13 protein-coding genes and 2 pseudogenes are annotated in these 19,503 nt (G+C 65.6%); 6 read left to right on the top strand and 9 right to left on the bottom strand.

Annotation, left to right across the window (positions count from 1 at the left end; translation table 11 throughout):
- Positions 1 to 592: pseudogene (locus tag LXM94_RS14000) on the bottom strand (fuconate dehydratase); the annotation flags it as partial.
- A gap of 175 nt (positions 593 to 767) precedes the next feature.
- Here LXM94_RS14000 and LXM94_RS13995 point away from each other — a divergent pair.
- The gene (locus LXM94_RS13995; RefSeq protein WP_235772081.1) at positions 768 to 1,604 is read left to right on the top strand and encodes an amidohydrolase family protein; all 837 of its coding nucleotides are present in this window, start codon (positions 768 to 770) and stop codon (positions 1,602 to 1,604) included.
- A gap of 25 nt (positions 1,605 to 1,629) precedes the next feature.
- Here the strand turns inward: LXM94_RS13995 and LXM94_RS13990 are convergent, their stop codons facing one another.
- Positions 1,630 to 4,218: a DNA translocase FtsK gene (locus tag LXM94_RS13990; protein ID WP_235772080.1), complete on the bottom strand. Its 2,589-nt coding sequence runs from the start codon at positions 4,216 to 4,218 to the stop codon at positions 1,630 to 1,632.
- Between the two features lie 301 nt (positions 4,219 to 4,519).
- On the opposite strand from LXM94_RS13990, the pseudogene LXM94_RS13985 reads away from it, so the two are divergent.
- Positions 4,520 to 5,744, top strand: a pseudogene (locus tag LXM94_RS13985) (adenylate/guanylate cyclase domain-containing protein).
- Positions 5,745 to 5,800: 56 nt separating this feature from the next.
- Here the strand turns inward: LXM94_RS13985 and guaD are convergent.
- Positions 5,801 to 7,147, bottom strand: coding sequence for a guanine deaminase (gene guaD, locus LXM94_RS13980; RefSeq protein WP_235772079.1), 1,347 nt, complete (start codon positions 7,145 to 7,147; stop codon positions 5,801 to 5,803).
- On the bottom strand, positions 7,144 to 8,385 hold the full coding sequence (locus LXM94_RS13975; protein WP_235772078.1) for a urate hydroxylase PuuD: 1,242 nt from the start codon (positions 8,383 to 8,385) through the stop codon (positions 7,144 to 7,146). The genes guaD and LXM94_RS13975 overlap by 4 nt, the downstream gene beginning before the upstream one ends.
- Positions 8,386 to 8,521: 136 nt before the next feature.
- Between LXM94_RS13975 and LXM94_RS13970 the strand changes: the two genes are divergently transcribed.
- Positions 8,522 to 9,556, top strand: a complete 1,035-nt coding sequence (locus LXM94_RS13970) for a LysR family transcriptional regulator (protein ID WP_408015644.1) — start codon at positions 8,522 to 8,524, stop codon at positions 9,554 to 9,556.
- Here the strand turns inward: LXM94_RS13970 and xdhC are convergent.
- From xdhC to uraH, 4 genes are read right to left on the bottom strand one after another with little or no spacing between them, the layout of a single operon-like run.
- Positions 9,553 to 10,398 (bottom strand): xanthine dehydrogenase accessory protein XdhC, encoded by an 846-nt coding sequence (xdhC, locus tag LXM94_RS13965; protein WP_235772077.1) that lies wholly within the window; start codon positions 10,396 to 10,398, stop codon positions 9,553 to 9,555. The two genes, LXM94_RS13970 and xdhC, sit on opposite strands and share 4 nt — an antisense overlap.
- A gap of 4 nt (positions 10,399 to 10,402) precedes the next feature.
- Complete coding sequence (xdhB, locus tag LXM94_RS13960; RefSeq protein WP_235772076.1) at positions 10,403 to 12,766, bottom strand: xanthine dehydrogenase molybdopterin binding subunit; 2,364 nt, start codon at positions 12,764 to 12,766, stop codon at positions 10,403 to 10,405.
- An 11-nt stretch (positions 12,767 to 12,777) separates the two neighbouring features.
- The gene (gene xdhA, locus LXM94_RS13955) at positions 12,778 to 14,256 is read right to left on the bottom strand and encodes a xanthine dehydrogenase small subunit (protein ID WP_235772075.1); all 1,479 of its coding nucleotides are present in this window, start codon (positions 14,254 to 14,256) and stop codon (positions 12,778 to 12,780) included.
- Positions 14,257 to 14,259: 3 nt separating this feature from the next.
- A complete protein-coding gene (gene uraH, locus LXM94_RS13950) occupies positions 14,260 to 14,628 on the bottom strand; it encodes a hydroxyisourate hydrolase (RefSeq protein WP_235772074.1) in 369 nt (122 codons plus the stop codon).
- Between the two features lie 161 nt (positions 14,629 to 14,789).
- Here uraH and puuE point away from each other — a divergent pair, with 161 nt between their 5' ends.
- The 3 genes from puuE to LXM94_RS13935 are packed head-to-tail and all read left to right on the top strand — an operon-like array spanning position 14,790 to position 17,714.
- Positions 14,790 to 16,205 (top strand): allantoinase PuuE, encoded by a 1,416-nt coding sequence (gene puuE, locus LXM94_RS13945; RefSeq protein WP_235772073.1) that lies wholly within the window; start codon positions 14,790 to 14,792, stop codon positions 16,203 to 16,205.
- A 10-nt stretch (positions 16,206 to 16,215) separates the two neighbouring features.
- The gene (gene alc, locus LXM94_RS13940) at positions 16,216 to 17,232 is read left to right on the top strand and encodes an allantoicase (RefSeq protein ID WP_235772072.1); all 1,017 of its coding nucleotides are present in this window, start codon (positions 16,216 to 16,218) and stop codon (positions 17,230 to 17,232) included.
- Positions 17,229 to 17,714 carry an ureidoglycolate lyase gene (locus LXM94_RS13935; protein WP_235772071.1) on the top strand — a complete coding sequence of 162 codons (486 nt, stop codon included), beginning with the start codon at positions 17,229 to 17,231 and terminating at the stop codon, positions 17,712 to 17,714. Before alc ends, LXM94_RS13935 begins: the two co-directional genes overlap by 4 nt.
- A gap of 60 nt (positions 17,715 to 17,774) precedes the next feature.
- Here the strand turns inward: LXM94_RS13935 and LXM94_RS13930 are convergent, their stop codons facing one another.
- Positions 17,775 to 19,499, bottom strand: a complete 1,725-nt coding sequence (locus LXM94_RS13930) for an acetyl/propionyl/methylcrotonyl-CoA carboxylase subunit alpha (RefSeq protein ID WP_235772070.1) — start codon at positions 19,497 to 19,499, stop codon at positions 17,775 to 17,777.
- Positions 19,500 to 19,503: the final 4 nt, after the last annotated feature.

Here is a 19,503-nt window from a genome sequence, read left to right as displayed (position 1 = left end):
CCGGATAACCGAGCCAGCCGGCCGATGTCGTATAACAGGCGTAACCCTCGTGCCGGAGCGTCGCGATCCGCTCCGCCTTGCCGGCCTCGGTCGCTTTCAGGATCGCGACCGCCTCGTCGTGCGTCAGCACGTCGGTCAGGTAGCGGAAGTCGACGATGTCGGCGATCTCCTCCGGCGACATCTCCGCCACCAGCAGCCAGACCGGTTTGCCGGCCTCCTTGGCGAGCAGGTCCCACACGGCATTGACGACGGCGCCGGTCGCCAGGTGCATCGCGCCCTTGTCGGGCCCGATCCAGCGCAACTGGCTGTCTCCGGTCAGATGCCGCCAGTATTTGCCGGGTGCGCTGCGCACCGTGTCGAGCTCGGTTCCGACGACCAGGTGTTCCATCGCGCGGATCGCCATGCAGCAGATGTCGTTGCCGCGACCGATCGTAAAGGTCAGACCGTGGCCTTCCAGCCCCGGGCGGTCTGTTTCAAGCACCACATAGGCCGCAGAGTAGTCGGGATCCGGATTCATGGCGTCGGAGCCGTCGAGGCTCTGCGACGTGGGGAACCTGAGGTCGTATACGCGCAGGCCTGTAATGCGGGTCATGTCGTCCTCCCGGATGCGGCGGACCGGGCGACAAGCTCTCTTGCCACGCATCCACGCTTGTGTTTTTAAAAATGTTCTTTATATATAAAGGACACAAAAAGCCGCTGTCAACACGGCTGCCGGCATCATTCCCTGCGCCGACTGCCATTCGAGCCAGGGCACCAGGGAGGACATCGTGTTTCTGGACACCCACCTGCATCTGATCGACCGGTCGCGCCTTGCCTATCCCTGGCTTGCCGGTGCCGGCGCGCTCAACCGGGATTTTTCCTATGCCGAGTACAGCCGCGAGGCAAGGCGCCTCGGCATAGAGGCCGCGCTGCACATGGAGGTGGATGTCACGGAGGAGGATATAGGCAACGAGACGAACGTCGTCCGCGCACTTTCCAGCGAGGACGACAGCCTCATCGCCGGGGTGATCGCAGCTTGCCGGCCGGAGGACGCGGGCTTTCCCGCCTATCTGGAGTCCTGTGCCGCCGACCCCGTCGTCAAGGGATTCCGTCGAGTGCTCCACGTGGTGCCGGACGACGTGTCCGAGCGACCCGCCTTTCGCGAGAACGTGCGACGCATCGGCAAGACAAGGCTTACCTTCGACCTCTGCATGCTCGCCCGCCAGCAGCCGCTCGCGGTTGCCCTGATCGACGCCGCGCCGGACACGCGCTTCGTCCTTGACCATTGCGGCGTGCCGGACATCGTCTCGGGCGATTTCGAGACCTGGAGGCGTGGGGTTTCCGAGATCGCGAAACGGCCGAACGTCACGGCGAAGATCTCCGGCATCATCGCCTATGCCGATCCCGAAAACTGGACCGTCACGACGATCCGGCCCTACGCGGAACACATCGTCGCTGCCTTCGGCTGGGACCGGGTCGTCTGGGGCAGCGACTGGCCGGTCTGCACGCTCGGCGGCGGGCTCTCCACCTGGGTCGGCGCGACCCAGGCGATCTTCGGCACCTGCTCGGCGGACGAACGCGAAAAGCTCTATCGCGCCACTGCGCGCCGTCTCTGGGATCTCTGATCGAAATCGACCGCCCCTCTCCGGCTCAGTCTTCGTCGCCGAAGGCTGCCTCGACCGGGTCACGATCGCGATTGCCGGAGAGGATTTCCCGCTTGCCGACATGGTTCGCCGGCCCGACGAGACCTTCCTTCTCCATGCGTTCGACGAGGGACGCCGCACGGTTGTAGCCGACCGACAGGCGCCGCTGGATATAGGATGTCGAGCACTTCTTGTCGCGCATGACAACCTTCACGGCTTTGTCGTAGAGGTCGTCGCCCTCCTCCTCGCCCATCGACGACTTGTCGAAGACCGCCGTGTCCTCGGCCTCCTCCGCATCCTCCTCGTCGGCATCCTCGGTCACCGTTCCGAGATACTCCGGACGGCCCTGCGCCTTCAGATGCGCGACGACCGCCTCGACCTCCTCGTCGGAGACGAAGGGGCCATGGACGCGCGAGATGCGCCCGCCGCCGACCATGTGCAGCATATCGCCCTGGCCGAGCAGGTGTTCCGCACCCTGTTCGCCGAGGATCGTGCGGCTGTCGATCTTCGAGGTCACCTGGAAGGAGATGCGGGTCGGGAAGTTCGCCTTGATCGTGCCGGTGATGACATCGACCGACGGACGCTGGGTCGCCATGATGAGGTGGATGCCGGCGGCCCGCGCCATCTGGGCGAGCCTCTGGATGGCGCCTTCGATCTCCTTGCCCGCCACCATCATCAGGTCGGCCATCTCGTCGACGATGACGACGATATAGGGCATCGGCGTGAGGTCCATCTCCTCCTGTTCGTAGAAGGGTTCGCCGGTGGAGCGGTCGAAACCCTTCTGGATGTCGCACATCACCGTCTCGCCCTTGGCGCGGGCCGAGGCGGCGCGGGCGTTGAAGCCGTCGATGTTGCGCACGCCGAGGCGCGACATCTTGCGATAGCGGTCCTCCATCTCGCGCACCGCCCATTTCAGCGCCATGACCGCCTTTTTGGGATCGGTGACGACGGGGGTCAAAAGATGCGGGATGCCGTCGTAGACGGAGAGTTCCAGCATCTTCGGATCAACCATGATCAGCCGGCACTCTTCCGGCCGCAGGCGGTAGAGCAGCGAGAGGATGAAGGTGTTGATCGCGACCGACTTGCCCGAGCCGGTGGTGCCGGCAACCAGCAGGTGCGGCATCTTGGCGAGTTCGGCGATCACCGGCTCGCCGCCGATCGTCTTGCCGAGGCAGACCGCGAGCTTGAACTTCGTTTCCCAGTAGCTTTCGCATTCGATGAGTTCGCGGAAGAAGACCGTCTCGCGAACTGCGTTCGGCAATTCGATGCCGATGACATTGCGGCCGGGCACGACGGCAACGCGGGCCGAGAGCGCCGACATGGACCTGGCGATATCGTCGGAAAGACCGATGACGCGCGAGGATTTGACACCCGGCGCCGGCTCGAATTCGTAAAGCGTCACGACAGGGCCGGGTCTGACATCGATGATCTCGCCCTTCACGCCGAAATCTTCCAGGATGCTTTCCAGCAGGCCCGCGCTCTGTTCGAGCGCCTCTGCCGTCATCGTGTGCGTCGTCTGCCCTGCCGGCATCTGCAGCAGCGCGACCGGCGGGAATTCATATTCGACCTCCGCCGTCACGACGGGCGCGCGCTCGCGTACCGGCGTAGCCGCAAGTACGGGTGCGGCTTGCACGACTTCTGCGGCCGCAGGTCGCGCTTCGGTTACCGCTGTCGCGCGCGCGATCGGCGCTGGAGGCTTTGCGGCCGCCATCGGCAGCGGTCGCGCGGCCGGTTCCCGCAGAAACGTCTCAGCCGCCGTCTGTGCAAGGGCAATCGCACGATCATGGGCCACCGCACCGGGAGGCGTCCGGTCCTTGTTCGGATACGGCAGGGGATGCGGCGCGGGTTGACCGCAGTCCACCTCCCGATAGAACGCCGTCACGGATCCCGGTTCAGCCTCGAATGCAGGAACCGGCTTTCGGCGCGCCGGCGGCAGTGGCGCGGGAGCGGCCGCGAAGGGCATCGTTTCCCAGAAAATGAAATCCGAAACCGGCAGGTCGAGGGCCCTCGCCTCCGGCCATGCGGCCTGGCTGGCATGCGCAACCGGAACGGTCGGTTGCAGCGACCGTGGCGTCGTTGCCGGGTTGCCCGCAGCCAGCCGGGAAACAGCAGCCGAATTCGTCTCCCGGCGCGGCGCAGGCGGTGGCGCTGCCTGCTGCAAGGCGGCTCTGCTCGCGGCGTTCATTTCCCTTTTCAGACGCAGGTAGAGCGACAGCGGTGTGTTGTCCGCCGTTTCCCCTGACGTCACGTCGACGGATGCCTGCGACACGTCCTGGTGCTGCGGAATTGGGATGGCAACAGGCTCGGACTCGATGGCTGCCTCCTCGACCTGCGGCCGCATATCATCCGCAGAAACGGGAGTATGGGCCTCGACTGCACCCTGCGCCGTTTGCCGTTTGGCATAGGCGCTTTCCGGCGTCCGGGTGAAGCGCACGTTCGGACCGAGCACGAAGGCACGTTGCCACTCGGGAAGCTGCACGAGATCGCCGTCGGTCGCCCCGGCCGCATAGGCGCCCTGCCTGTCCTCATCCCCCGCGTCGCGTCGCTCGACATCGCGGCCGCTGGAATTGCTCACATTGGTTCGGGAAAGACGCATGGGAACCTGCACGCTTGGAGTACTGACGGGGGCGAACGCCCCTGCCCCCGTGAATAGAAAATAAAGGTTAACGCCGCCTTTCCAGAGGGAGCCGGCCGGCGATACATGCGCGTCCCGGAATCGCGTTCCCCTTCAATAAAACTCATATATTCCAATTGCTTATTTTCTCACTCGCCAGACACCGCCTTTCTTTCCGGTTCATTTTCGCGCGGTGGACAAGCGATGCCGCACACAGATTGTTCGGGGATGGGCGAATACCGGTTTTCGTCCTAATGTCGGGGCTGGCAAGAAGGTCGCGCGCATGGCTCCCGAGGACTTGAATGACATCCTGCACTGGCTCTCGCGCCAGGGCATCGAGGGAACCGAAGAAGGTGTCCTGCTCAACGGATTCTGCGAACGTTGCAATGCCGCCGGGCTGGCGCTCTCGCGTGTCCTCGTGCTGATCGACACGCTGCATCCGGATTTCGAAGGCCGCGCCCTGCAATGGGACAGCGTGGAAACGCTGAAGACCAACTTCGTCTACGAATCCACCGACGAGGGAGAGGCGCGCACCGACTGGGAAAACTCCATCTTCTTTCGGATGCTGACCGACGACGCTGAAGAGGTCCGCCGACCCCTCGCGAAAGAGGCGGCGCTGGATATTAGCCGGCTGGAAAGGTTGAAGTCCCTTGGCCCACACGGATTACCTGGCAACGATACAGCATTTCGGCGAACGCGGCCGCGTCGGCGCGATGGACGCCGTCTACGGCGAATGGATGACCCGCAAGCCCGAGGGATTCGGCACGGAGGATCTCGTCGCACTCCGGGTGCTGCTCCCCACGGTCGCCCTCGCGGTCAAGACGGCATCCTGCAAGCACATCATCAGCACCCTTGCAGACGTCTATCTCGGGCGGGATGCCGGACAGAGGGTGGTGAGCGGCCGCATCACGCGCGGCACCGCCGAGCGGATCGACGCCGTGCTGTGGTTTTCCGATCTGCGCAACTTCACCGGCATCTCCGACCGGTCCGATCCGGACCAGATCATCCCCTTCCTCAACGATTATGCCGGTCTCATCATCGAGGCGATCCACGCCAACGGCGGCAGTGTGCTGAAGCTGATGGGCGACGGCGTGCTCGCCATTTTCAACGCGGACGAGGCAGGACCGGGCGCCGCCGCACAGGCAGCACTCGATGCCAGTCGCCAGATGCGGACCGACCTTGTCGGACTCAACGCCCGCAGGCTGGAGCGCGGCGAACCGACGACGGAGGTCTATCTCGGCCTTCACATCGGCGAGGTCTTCTATGGCAACATCGGCAGCCGCAACCGGCTGGATTTCACGGTCGTCGGCCCGGCGGTGAACATGGTGAGCCGGATCGCCTCGCTCTGCAACTCGGTGGAAAGGAACACGCTGATGTCGCGTGATTTCCTCGAAGCGTGCTCCGTCGAGGAGCAGGCGCATCTCGTGTCGCTCGGCCGCTATGCGCTTCGCGGCTTTGCGAGGGCGCAGGAGCTCTTCACCTTCGACCCGGCGCTTGAGCTCGGGTGAGCAGAGAGCCGGTTGCCTGGCGCCGGTTTGCCTCAGTCCGGCTCCAAAGGAAGCGCTTACGCCGGCTCGAGGTCGTGCTTCGCCGCGCTCGCCGGCGAATCTGACGCTCCGCTTTTCATAGCCCGACCGGCGACATAGACTTCCGCGACGCAGCGGTCGTCGCCCATCGTCTGGAGGATGAAGAGCTCCTCCGCCAGCGAATTCGCCGTGCGCATGCGCAGTTCCATCGCCGACTTGCCTGAGGAATCGAGAATGACGATATCCGCGTCGGCGCCCGCATGGAGCGAGCCGATCTGCTTTTCCAGACCGAGCGCGCGGGCATTGCCGAGCGTCATGCGATAGAAGGAGTTGAACGGCGTCAGGCGCTGGCCCTGCAGGTGCAGCACCTTGTAGGCCTCGTCCATGGTTTCGAGCATCGAGAAGCTGGTGCCGGCGCCGACATCGGTCGCCACAGACCAGCGTGCGCCGAGCCGGTCGAGGCGGTCGCGGTCAAAGAGGCCGGAGCCGAGGAAGAGGTTGGAGGTCGGGCAGAAGACGCCGACGGCGCCGGTCTCGGCCAGCACGGACACTTCCCGATCGTCGAGATAGATGCAGTGGCCGAGCAGCGTCTTCTCCGTCAGCAGGCCGTAGCGGGCATAGATGTCCGTATAGTCCTTCGCCTCCGGATAAAGCGAGGTCGCATAGGCGATCTCATCGCGGTTTTCGGAGAGATGCGTCTGGACGTAGCAGTCGGGATGTTCGGCGACGAGCGCCTGGCTCATCGCCATCTGCTCCGGCGTCGAGGTGATGGCGAAGCGCGGGCTGATCGCGTAGTGCGCCCGGCCACGGCCGTGCCATTTTTCGATCAGCCGCTTCGTCTCGTCATAGCCCTGTTGCGGCGTGTCGCGCAGCGCGTCCGGGGCATTGCGGTCCATCATCACCTTGCCGCCGATCATGCGCATGCCGCGTTGCTCGGCCGCCGTGAAATAGGCGTCGACGCTTTCCGGATGCACCGAGCAATAGGCGGCGGCCGTCGTCGTGCCGTTCGACAGAAGCTCGTCCATGAAGCGGCCGGCGATGAAGGCGGCGTGCTCAGGGCGGGCGAACTTCTGCTCCTCGACGAAGATGTAGGTGTTCAGCCATTCGAGAAGCTGGGCGCCGTAAGAGGCGATCGCCTGCGTCTGCGGGAAATGCAGGTGCGTGTCGATGAAGCCGGGCAGCACAAGGTTCGGCCGGTGATCGGCGACGCACAGGCCGGCGCCCGCGAGCTTGCGCACGTCCGCATAGGCGCCGGTTTCCACCACCTTGCCGTCGCGCACCAGCACGGCGCCGTCCTCGACATAACGATAGGCCACGCTGTCGTCGATGCCCTGCGGCTCGGCGACGAAAGTCAGCACGCGGCCGCGGATCAGAAGGTCGCTCATCGGGTTTCTCCTCCCTTGACGGCGGTTTCATACCAGGCGACGAGCAGGCGCCGCTCGTCCTCGGAAATCCGGGTGACATTGGCCGGCGGCATGGCGTGGCTGCGTCCGGCCTGGAGATAGATCTCGCGCGCATGGGCGGCGATCTCGCCGTCCGTTTCCAGCACCACCCCTTTCGGCGGCACGGCGATGCCCTCCCAGCCGGGTTCCTTCGCGTGGCACATGGTGCAGCGGCCGAGCACGGTGTCGCGCACCTGCGGGAAGGCGTCCGCCGTGACGAAGGATTGGTGGGCCTCCGGCACCCTCGCCTCTTCCGTCTCGCCGGTCAGCACCTTGGGCACGGTCGAAAGCCACATGATGATGACGAAGAGGATGGCGGTGACGAGCCAGGTCCAGGTCGGGTTGCCGGCATTGGCGTGGCGGGTGTTGAAATAGTGCCGGATCGTGACGCCCATCAGGAAGACGAGCGAGGCGATGATCCAGTTGAACTCCGTGGCGAAGGCCAATGGATAGTGGTTCGACAGCATCAGGAAGAGAACCGGCAGCGTCAGGTAGTTGTTGTGCGTCGAGCGCTGCTTGGCGATCTTGCCGTATTTGGTATCCGGCGTGCGGCCGGCGATGAGGTCGGCGACGACGATCTTCTGGTTCGGAATGATGATGAAGAAGACGTTGGCCGACATGATCGTCGCGGTGAAGGCACCGAGATGGAGCAGCGCCGCGCGGCCGGTGAAGAGCTGCGTATAACCCCAGGCCACGGCAACGAGGATGAAATAGAGGATGGCCATCAGCCGCGTGTTGTCATTGCCGACCGGCGACTTGCAGAGCAGGTCGTAGAAGATCCAGCCGAGTGCGATGGACGCCAGCGAAATGCCGATCGCCACCGGCTTCGAAACATCCAGCACGTTCGGATCGATGAGATAAAGGTCGGCGCCGGCATAGTAAACGAGACAGAGCATGCCGAAGCCGGAAAGCCAGGTGACGTAGCTCTCCCATTTGAACCAGACGAGGTGTTCCGGCATGTTGGCCGGCGCCACCAGGTATTTCTGGATGTGGTAGAAGCCGCCGCCATGCACCTGCCACTCCTCGCCATGCGCGCCCGGCGGCAGGTCGGGATGTTTCTTCAGGCCGAGGTCGAGTGCGACGAAGTAGAAGGACGAGCCGATCCAGGCGATGCCGGTGATCACGTGCAGCCAGCGCACGGCAAAGGTCAGCCAGTCCCAGGCGATGGCATAGTCGTACATAGAAGCCTCCCGCTATTCGGGAGCGTTGTGCCATCGCGCGATTTTCGCGAAAATCCCCGATAATCCTCAACACTTTCAAAAAAAACTATAAGATCAGCCCCGCTGTGGTCAGCCGGCGCCTGTGGTAGAAAGAACCATGTCCTATCTCGATAATGTCCGCGTCTTCGTTCGTGTGGTCGAACTCGGCACCCTTTCTGCCGCCGGGCGCGACCAGCGCGTGACGCCTGCTGTCGCCAGCAACCGCATCAAGGAACTGGAGCGGCATCTGGGCGTCAGGCTCTTCAACCGCACGACCCGCAAGCTCTCGCCGACCGAACACGGGCGGGTGTTCTACGATGGTGCGGTCAAGATCATTGAGGCGGTGAACGAGGCGGAGGGGGCCATCGCGGACCTCTCGCGCAACCCGAAGGGCTCGCTCCGCATCACCGCGCCGCTCGGCATCGGCCGGCGGCTGATCGCTTCGGGCATTCCGGAATTCCACGACAAATATCCCGACATCGAGGTGCGGCTCCGGCTCTCCGACCACAATGTCGATATCCTCAGCGAGGGCGTCGATGTCGCCTTCAAGCTCGGCGTGCTGGAGGATTCGAACCTGCGCATGCGCGGCATCCTCAATTGCGAGCGCGTCCTCTGCGCGGCGCCGGCCTATCTCGACGGGCGCGGCATTCCGGCGACGGCCGATGCGCTGATCGAGGACAAGCACGACTGTCTGCTGCTGCGCTATCCGGGGTCCAAGGAATATTACTGGACGCTGCAAACCGCTGAAGGCGTGCGCAAGTTCGAGATCGCCGGCCCCTATGACAGCGACGACGGCGACGTGCTGACCCAATGGGCGCTCGAGGGCCGGGGCATCATCAACAAGCCGCTCTTCGAGGTGAAGGCGCATCTGAGCGACGGATCGCTGGTGGAAATCCTCATGGACACGCCGCCCGCCCCGGTGCAGCTCGCCGCGATCTATCCGCACAAGCGCTTCCAGGACCCCAAAGTCCGCCTGATGATCGACTTCATGGCCGAACGCTGCCAGCGGCTGATCGGCAGGATGCTGGAGGGGAAGGCCGGCGAGCCGAAGTCAAAGAGCCTGATGAAAGCGCTCAGTGATCCGGACAGCCGGTTCGATGATGATTTTACGCCCGAGCGCGCCGATTTCTCTGGCCGAAAGATCGAATTCTAGCGCGCCAGTGGTGCAAGCGCTGTCGCCGTCCTCGTCCAGCTCAGCGCCGCCGTCATGATTTCGGCGGCCGCAAGTGTGGCGATCACCGGCGGGCGCTTGTCCTTCAGGGCCGTGCCGCCAATCGGGCAGACGAGGCGGTCGAAGAGGTCCGGGCGGTTGACTTCTCGCACGAGCCAGTTGCGGAAGGTGGCGCGCTTCGTCTTCGAGCCGATCATGCCGACATAGGCGGCATCCGTGCGACGTAGCGCCTCGGCGGCGATCAGGAAATCCAGCGCGTGGTCGTGGGTGAGGATGACGAAGCTGCTGCCGGCGGGCGCGTCGCGCACCACGGCTTCCGGCATGGCCGTCAGGCAGGTCTCGACATCCGGCACGGCGGAGGCGACGAGTTCCGCCTCGCGCGTGTCGACGAGGATGACGCGCAGAGGCGCGAGCGACAGCGCCATAGCGAGCGCATCGCCGACATGGCCGGCCCCGAAGATGTAGACATGCGGCCGCGCCGCCGTGTCCCGGTCGCTGCGCGCGATGAGGTCGTCGGCAAGGGCCGGCGTCACCGGCGTGAAGGCGAGGCCGACGCGGCCGCCGCAGCACTGGCCGATCTCGGGACCGAGCGGCACCGACATCGGTTCGGGGTCACGGCCGGAGCGCAACGCGCGGCGCGCCTCATCGATCGCCATATATTCGAGCTGCCCGCCGCCGATCGTCGCGAAGATCGCCGTCACCGAGACGAGCATCCAGGCATCCGTGTCGCGTGGCGTGGAGCCCGCGGCACCGGTCACCTCGACGAGGATCGTGGCCGGTTCCCGGCGCAGGAAATCGCGGATGTTTTCGCGCACGGCGGGCATCGCTTCAACCTTTCCTCTGCGCCCTCAGCCGTTCGATCGCCATCAGCACGCGCTCCGGCGTCGCCGGTGCGTCGAGGCGCGGCGGCAGAGTGTAGTCCGCAACGCTGGCCGCCGCCATGGAGATGGCTTCCAGCACGGAAATCCCCAGCATGAAGGGCGGCTCGCCGACGGCCTTGGAGCGGCGGATCGTCTCCTCGCGGTTCACCGACCATTCTGCGAGCGCGACATTGAAGACGCGCGGCCGGTCCGAGGCGAGCGGGATCTTGTAGGTGGAGGGCGCGTGCGTCCTCAGCCGGCCCTTTGCGTCCCACCAGAGTTCCTCGGTCGTCAGCCACCCCATGCCCTGCACGAAGGCACCTTCCACCTGGCCGATGTCGAGGGCCGGGTTCAGCGAGCGGCCGACATCGTGCAGGATGTCCGTGCGGTCGACCTGGTATTCGCCGGTCAGCGTGTCGACGCTGACCTCCGAGCAGGATGCGCCATAAGCATAATAGAAGAACGGTCGTCCCCGCCCCTCGGCCCGGTTCCAGTGGATTTTCGGCGTCTTGTAGAAGCCGGCGGCCGAGAGCTGGATGCGGGCGCCATAGGCCGACCGGATGAAGTCGTCGAAGGCGATGCGTTCGGTGCCGATGCGCACCCGGTTCGCCTCGAAGACGATCTCGCTTTCAGGGACGCCGTAGCGTTCGGCAGCGAAGGCAACGAGCCGCGCCTTGATCTGCCGGCAGGCATCCTGCGCGGCCATGCCATTGAGGTCCGAGCCCGACGAAGCGGCGGTTGCCGAGGTGTTCGGCACCTTGCCCGTGGAGGTGGCGGTGACGCGGATGCGGGCGAGGTCGACCTGGAATTCGTCGGCCACCACCTGTGCCACCTTGGTATAGAGCCCCTGCCCCATCTCGGTGCCGCCGTGGTTCAACTGGATCGAGCCGTCGGCATAGACATGCACCAGCGCACCGGCCTGATTATATTCCGTCTTGGTGAAGGAGATGCCGAATTTTACCGGCGTCAGCGCGATACCGCGCCGGATCACCCGGCTTGTCGCGTTGAAGGCGATGATCTTGGTGCGACGTGCCTGATAATCCGCCGAGGTTTCCAGTTCCTCGATGATGCGGCCGGCGATGTTGTCCTCGACGGTCTGGTGATAGGGGGTGAGGTTCCGCCCCTCGCCGCCGTAGAGGTTCAGCTTGCGGATATCCAGCGGGTCCTTGCCGAGCGCATAGGCGACTTCCTCGATCAGCCGCTCGCCGCCGACCATGCCCTGCGGCCCGCCGAAGCCGCGGAAGGCGGTGTTCGAGACGGTGTTGGTCTTGAGCGGGCGCGAGCGCAGCCGGACATCAGGATAGAAATAGCAGTTGTCGGCATGAAACAGCGCCCGGTCGGTGACGGGGCCGGAAAGGTCCGCCGAGAAGCCGCAACGCGCGGCATAGGTCGCGTCCACCGCCTCGATCCGGCCGTCGTCGTCGAAGCCGATCCGGTAGGCGACGTGGAAGTCGTGACGCTTGCCGGTCGCCGTCATGTCGTCGTCGCGGTCCGGGCGGATTTTCACCGCGCGGCCATATTTCTTCGCGGCGAGCGCGGCGACGGCAGCAAACAGGTTCGCCTGGGTCTCCTTGCCGCCGAAGGCGCCGCCCATGCGCCGCACATTGACCGTCACGTCATGCGAGGCGATGCCCAGCACCTGGCCGATCATGTGCTGCGTCTCGCTCGGATGCTGCGTCGAGGAGAAAAGCGTCACCTCGTCGTCCTCGCCGGGAATGGCGAGCGAGATCTGGCCCTCGAGATAGAAATGATCCTGTCCGCCGATCCGCATCTCGCCTTCGACGACGTTTGTCGCCCGGGCGAAGCCGGCGGCGATGTCGCCGCGTTCCAGCTTCAGCGGCTCGAAGACGACAGGATAGCCGGTCTTCTCGGCTTCCACGACGTCGAGCACATGCGGCAGGTCGGCATAGTCGATCTTCACCTTTGCTGCCGCGCGCCGGGCGGCATCGCGTGTTTCGGCAATGACCGCGAAGATCGGCTGGCCGTGGAACTCGACGCGTCCGGCGGCCAGAACCGGGTCGTCGTGCTTGTGGGCCGGGCTGATGTCGTTCTCGCCGGGAATGTCGGCCGCCGTCAGGATGCCAATCACGCCGGGGCTCGCCTCGACCGCGGAAAAATCGATCGACAGGATGTCCGCATGGGCACGCTCAGACAGGCCGAGATAGGCGTGCAGCAGCCCGGCGGGTTCGGGAATGTCGTCGATATATTCGGCCGTGCCGGTGACGTGCTTGTGGCTGGATTCGTGTTTTTCCTTCTCGTGCACGGCACCGCGGATGCGATCTCTGGAGGTTTTGTCGTTAGTGATGCAATCGATGGGCTGCATGACGTTCATGATGTCCTCCCTTACACCGCGACCTTGAGGGTCCGGCCGAGCCGCACGGGTTCCGCCGAGTCCTGCTCCAGATAGAAGCGGCGCACGAGGTTCTGCGCGACCAGCATCCGGTAGCCGGCGGAGGCGCGCCAGTCGGTGAGCGGCGTGTAGTCCCTGGCGAGTGCGATGGCGGCGGCCTCGAACGCATCGGCACCCCAGACCTCGCCGACAAGGGCCGCTTCCGCATAGGCCGCGCGCTTCGGCGTGCCGGCCATGCCGCCGAAGGCGATGGCGGCGTCAGTGATGCGCCCGTCCCGGACCCGGACGCGGAAGGCGCCGCAGGCGGCGGAAATGTCCTCGTCGAGCCGCTTGGTGATCTTGTAGACGGCAAAACGGTCGGCGCCGTCGCGCGCCGGAAGATGCACCGATTCGACGAATTCGCCCGGCGCCCGGTCCTGCTTGCTGTAGTCGATGAAGAAGGCTTCGAGCGGCAACGCCCGGCGGCTATCGCCCTTGCGCAGCGTGACCGTCGCGCCGAGCGCGATCAGCGCCGGCGGCGTATCACCGATGGGTGAGCCGTTGGCGATGTTGCCGCCGACCGTGCCCATGTTGCGCACCTGCGCGCCGCCGATGCGGTTCCAGAGTTCGGTCAGCTGCGGGACATGGCGGGCAATCACCGGATAGGCGCTGGTGTAGCTGACGCCGGCGCCGAGCGTGATGCCGTTTGCGTCCGATTTGATCCGGCGCAGCTCGTCCAGATGGCCGATGTGGATCACCGGCGAAATGTCGCGCATGAACTTGGTCACCCAGAGGCCAACATCCGTCGAGCCGGCGACGATCGTGGCCTTCGGCTCGGCTGCGTAGACGTCGGCGAAGTCGTCGAGCGAGGCCGGCAGGATCACGCGCCCGCCCCCGGCTTCGATGACCACGCGGCGGCCGTCCTTCAGCGCGGCGAGTCTTTTGGCGATGGACGCGCGCTCGGCGACCAGCGGGTCCAGGTCACGATCGCCGATCGAGGAGATCGCCTCGGCGGCGCGGATGATCGCGGCATAGCCGGTGCAGCGGCAGAGATTGCCCTGCAGAGCCTTCTCGATCTCGGCGACAGACGGTTTCGGGTTCTCCATCCAGAGGCCGTAGAGCGACATGACGAAGCCCGGCGTGCAGAAACCGCATTGCGAGGCGTGGGTCTCGACCATCGCCTGCTGAACGGGGTGCAGCGGCCCGCCCGGTGTGGCGAGCGATTCCACCGTTACCACGTGACAGCCGTCGAGCGAGGCGACGAAACGGATGCAGGCATTGACGGATTCATAGGTCAGGCGGCCGTCGAACAGGCGCCCGACCAGCACCGTGCAGGCGCCGCAGTCGCCCTCGGCACAGCCTTCCTTGGTGCCGCTGAGACGCCGGTCGAGGCGCAGGAAATCGAGCAGCGTATCGCTCGGCCGGACGGCATCGAGTTCCACCGTCTGATAGTTCAGGAGGAAGCGGATCGTCTTGCGGATGTCGATGCCCATGGCTCAGCTCCCCCGGTAGGTCGAATAGGAAAAAGGCGAAAGCAGCAGCGGCACATGGTAATGCGCGGCGTCGTCCGCGATGCCGAAGCGCAGCGGGATGATGTCGAGGAAGGGCGGAGCATCGCTCTCGTCGCGGCCGAGATAGTCGCCGGCATGGAAGCGCAATTCGTAGACACCCTTCGCCATTTCGGCGCCCGCGAGAAGCGGCGCGTCGCAGCGGCCGTCGTCATTCGTCGCGGTCGTCTTGAGATGCCGACAATCCTCGCCGTCGATCCGGAAAAGCTCGATGCGAAGGTCGCGGGCGGGCTTGCCCGTTGCCGTGTCCAGCACATGGGTCGTCAGCCGACCGCCGGATTGCGCCTCAGACTGCATCGCTTCACCTCCCGTTCGAGCACTCGTTCCGCCACTATCGGCCAGCCCATTCCCCTTGAGAAGCGGCGGGATTCTTCGAGACTTTCAAATTTTTCGGGGGAAACGGCGCGCGCGATTTGCGGCTACGGATAGGCCATCACGAACGTTTGGAGGACCGTTTCATGCGCTATCCGCGCGATCTTCAGGGTTACGGCGCGACCCCGCCCGATGCGGTCTGGCCGGATGGCGCGCGCATCGCCGTGCAGTTCGTCGTCAACTACGAGGAAGGCGGCGAGAATTGTGTGCTGCATGGCGACGCGGCGTCCGAGGCCTTTCTCTCGGAGATCGTCGGCGCCTCCGGCTGGCCGGGCCAGCGCCACTGGAACATGGAATCGATCTACGACTATGGCGCGCGCGCCGGCTTCTGGCGGCTGCACCGGCTGTTCACGGAGCGCGACATGCCGGTCACCGTCTACGGTGTAGCGGCCGCGCTCCAGCGCTCGCCGGCGCAGGTCGCAGCGATGCAGGCGGCCGGCTGGGAGATCGCCTCGCACGGGCTGAAATGGGTCGAGCACAAGGACATGGATCGCGAGGAGGAGCGCGCCGCAATCGCCGAGGCAGTCCGCATCCACACGCTCGTCACCGGCGATCGCCCGCGCGGCTGGTACACCGGCCGCTGTTCGGCAAATACCGTCGATCTCGTCGCCGAGGAAGGCGGTTTCGCCTATGTCTCCGACAGCTATGCCGACGACCTGCCCTACTGGCACGATCACGCCGGCCGCCAGCAGCTCGTCATTCCCTACACGCTCGACGCCAACGACATGCGCTTTGCGACCGCGCAGGGTTTCAACAGCGGGCAGCAGTTCTTCGACTATCTGAAGGATTCGTTCGACCTACTCTATTCGGAGGGCGCCGCCGGCAGCCCGAAGATGATGAACATCGGCCTGCACTGCCGCCTTGCCGGCCGGCCGGGCCGCGCCATGGCGCTCGCCCGCTTCCTCGACTACGTCAGCAGTCACGAGAAGGTCTGGATCGCCCGGCGCATCGACATCGCCGAGCACTGGGCGAAGGCACATCCGCCAAGAAGCATCGACCGGCCGTCGCGGCTCTCGGAGAACGAGTTCGTGGCGCGCTATGGCGGCGTCTTCGAGCATTCGGACTGGATCGCGCGCCGCGCCTTTGCGGGCGAGTTGTCGGCCGCCAACGATACGTCGCTCGGCCTGCACGCGGCACTCGCTTTCCAGTTCCGCGCGGCGAGCGAGGAGGAACGGCTCGGCGTCCTCGTCGCCCACCCGGACCTCGCCGGCAAGCTCGCAGAGGCGAAGCGGCTGACGGAAAGCTCGACGGCCGAACAGGCCGGCGCCGGCCTCGACGCGCTGACGGATGGCGAGCGCGAGCGCTTCACCGAGCTCAACGGCCGCTATGTCGAGACCTTCGGCTTTCCCTTCATCATGGCGGTGAAGGGCCGCAGCAAGGAAGAGATCCTTGCCGCTTTCGAAAACCGCATCGCCAACGACCGCACTACCGAATTCGAGACCGCCTGCCGCCAGGTGGAGAGGATCGCCCTCCTCCGCCTCGCCGACATGCTGCCCAACTGAGGAGACCACGATGACGACCGATACCGATACCCTGCCCGCTTTCGCGCGCAACACGATCAACCTCGCCTCCGCCGGGCTCGGCGCCAGGGGCGTCTTCGCGACGGATGAGTTCTTCGCCCCGCTCGCGCGCATGCTCGCCGACGAGCCCGCCGTCTTCTACCCGGAGCGCTTCGACGATCACGGCAAGTGGATGGATGGCTGGGAGACGCGGCGGCGGCGCGGCCAAGGCCACGACAACGCGATCATTGCGCTCGCCGCCTCCGGCCGTATCTCCGGCTTCGACGTCGACACGGCGCATTTTACCGGCAACTTTCCGTCTGCATGCGCTATCGAGGCCTGCTACACGCCGGAAGGGCCGGCCGACGACACCGAATGGACGCAGCTTCTCGGCATGAGCCCGCTTTCGGCCAGCGCGCATCACTATTTCGCCTGCGACAGCGACGCGCTTTTCAGCCATGTGCGCCTGCGCATCTATCCCGATGGCGGCGTGGCGCGCTTCCGCGTCTACGGCATCCCGGAACTTGATCTCTCGAAGATCGGCAGCGAGTCCGTCGACCTTGCTTCCTCGCTGATGGGCGGCCAGATCGTCACCTTCTCGAACGGCCATTACGGCCATCACCGGCTGCTGGCGCCCGGCCGCGGCGTCAACATGGGCGACGGCTGGGAGACGCGCCGCCGCCGCGAGCCCGGCAACGACTGGATCATCGTCAAGCTGGCGGCGCGCGCCACGGTCGACCGGATCGTCGTCGACACGGCCCATTTCAAGGGCAACTATCCGGATGGTTGCTCGCTGCAGGTCGCCGACCTTGCCGGCGCCAACGGCGACCTCGAGGCGTTGGTGACGGCCTCCTCGATGTTCTGGGAGGAAATCCTGCCCGAGCAGAAACTTGCCGCCGACAGCATCCACGAGTTCAACGGCAATATCGTCAAGAATGCCGGTCCGGTCACCCATGTCCGCCTCAACATCTTCCCGGACGGCGGCGTCAGCCGGCTGCGTGTCTTCGGCCAGATCGCAGGCGCGCAGTGAAGACGATCCGGATCCAGCCGCTCACCCGGGAGGCGTTTGCACCTTTCGGGCAGGTGATCGAGCGGGAGGGCGCGCACAATTTCCCGATCAATGCGGGCAAGTGCACGCGCTACCATGATCTGGCGAAGATCGAAACGATGGGAGAACATGCGCGGCCGATGATCAGCCTGCTGCGCGGCGAGCCCTATCCCCTGCCGCTCGAACTCACCATGGTCGAGCGGCACCCGCTCGGCAGTCAAGCCTTCATTCCCTTGACTGCGCACCCGTTTCTCGTCGTCGTGGCCGAGGAGACGAAGAATGGCCCCGGCGAACCGATCGCCTTCCGGACGGCGCCGGGCCAGGGAGTCAATATCGGCCGCAACGTCTGGCACGGAATCCTGACACCGCTCGACGGCGTCTCGGATTTCGCCGTCGTCGACCGCGGCGGCGAGGGCGTGAACCTCGAGGAGCATTTTTACGAAGAGCGCTACCTCGTCCGCTAAGGACGGGCGTTCATTCGACACCCGCCTCTCGCGGCACTGGCTACTGGCATTGAGTATCCCTCAGACGTAGCGGGCGAGAACGGCGCCGGCATCGACATAGGCGCCTTGCGCCGCGGCGAAGCGCAGCGTCCCGGCACGCGGCGCTGTCACCTGCGTCTCCATCTTCATCGCCTCCATCACCGCGATGAGCTCGCCTTCCTTGACCGCGGCGCCGTCCTCCACCTTCCAGGACTGCACGGTTCCCGCCACCGGGGCCGCCACCGCGGACGCATCGACCGCGCCGGCATCCGGCTTTCCTTCCGCGACGGGCGCAGGTGCGCCAGTGCCGGCAAAGAGAACTCTGGGCAGGGCCACCTCGTGCCGTTTGCCGTCGATCTCGATATGGGTGCGCAGCACCGATGTCTCGGCTGGCGGTTCCGGCCGGGCATCGGCCGGCGGCATGGCGGCGAAGTCCGCCTCGATCCAGCGCGTATGGACCTTGAAACCGTTTTCGGCGGTGAAATCCTGCGACCTGACGGCCGCGCGGTGGAACGGCAGCACCGTTGCCACGCCGTCGATGCGGAACTCGTCGAGCGCCCGCCGCGCCCGCCGAAGGGCCTCGTCGCGCGTGGCGCCCGTCACGATCAGCTTCGCCATCAGCGAATCGAACGTGCCAGGGATGGTCGAGCCCGTTTCGACCCCGCTGTCGAGGCGCACGCCCGGCCCGGACGGTGCATCGAAGCGCGTGACCGTGCCCGGCGTCGGCAGGAAACCGCGACCCGGATCCTCGGCATTGATGCGGAACTCGATAGCGTGGCCGCGTGGTTCGGGTGCCTCGGTGAGCCGCAGCGGCAGGCCTTCGGCGATGCGGAACTGCTCGACGACGAGATCGATGCCCGTCGTCTCCTCGGTCACCGGGTGTTCCACCTGCAGGCGCGTGTTGACTTCGAGGAAGGAAATCGCGCCGTCGGAGCCGAGCAGGAACTCGACGGTGCCGGCACCCGTATAGCTGGCGGCCGCACAGATCTCCTTCGCCGCCCTGTGGATGGACTGACGCTGCGCGTCGGAGAGAAACGGCGCCGGCGCCTCCTCGACGAGCTTCTGGTTGCGGCGCTGCAGCGTACAGTCGCGCGTGCCGACAACGAGCACGTTGCCGTGCCGGTCGGCGATCACCTGCGCCTCGATGTGCCGCGGCCGGTCGAGGAAGCGTTCGACGAAGCACTCGCCGCGGCCGAAGGCGGCGGTCGCCTCGCGGACGGCGGAAGCGTAGAGCTCCGCCACCTCTTCCATCGTCCACGCGACCTTCAGGCCGCGGCCGCCGCCGCCATGGGCCGCCTTGATCGCGATCGGCAGGCCATGCTGCTCCGCAAAGGCCATGACCTCGGCAGCGCTTTCGACGGGGCCGTTGCTGCCGGCGACCAGCGGCGCACCGACGCTTTCGGCAATCCGCCGTGCTTCGACCTTATCCCCCAGCGCCTCGATCACCTGTGGGTCCGGCCCTATCCAGACGAGACCGGCATCAAGAACCGCCCGGGCAAACTCGGCGCGTTCGGAAAGGAAGCCATAGCCCGGATGAACGGCATCCGCGCCCGAGCGGTGCGCGATGTCGATCAGCTTGGCAATATCGAGATAGGTTTCCGAGGGCCGTGCGCCCGAAAGACCATAAGCCTCGTCGGCAAGCCGCACGAAGACCGCATCGATGTCCGGATCGGCGTAGACCGCGACCGAGGCAAGGCCGTGGTCGCGGCAGGCCCGGATGACCCGGACGGCGATCTCGCCCCGGTTGGCGATCAGAACTTTCTTCATTGGG

The sequence above is a fragment of the Rhizobium alarense genome (assembly GCF_021555155.1).
Taxonomy (GTDB): domain Bacteria; phylum Pseudomonadota; class Alphaproteobacteria; order Rhizobiales; family Rhizobiaceae; genus Rhizobium_D; species Rhizobium_D alarense.
Note: the sequence above shows the minus strand (reverse complement) of the source record. Positions and strands in the feature narration are given on the sequence as shown.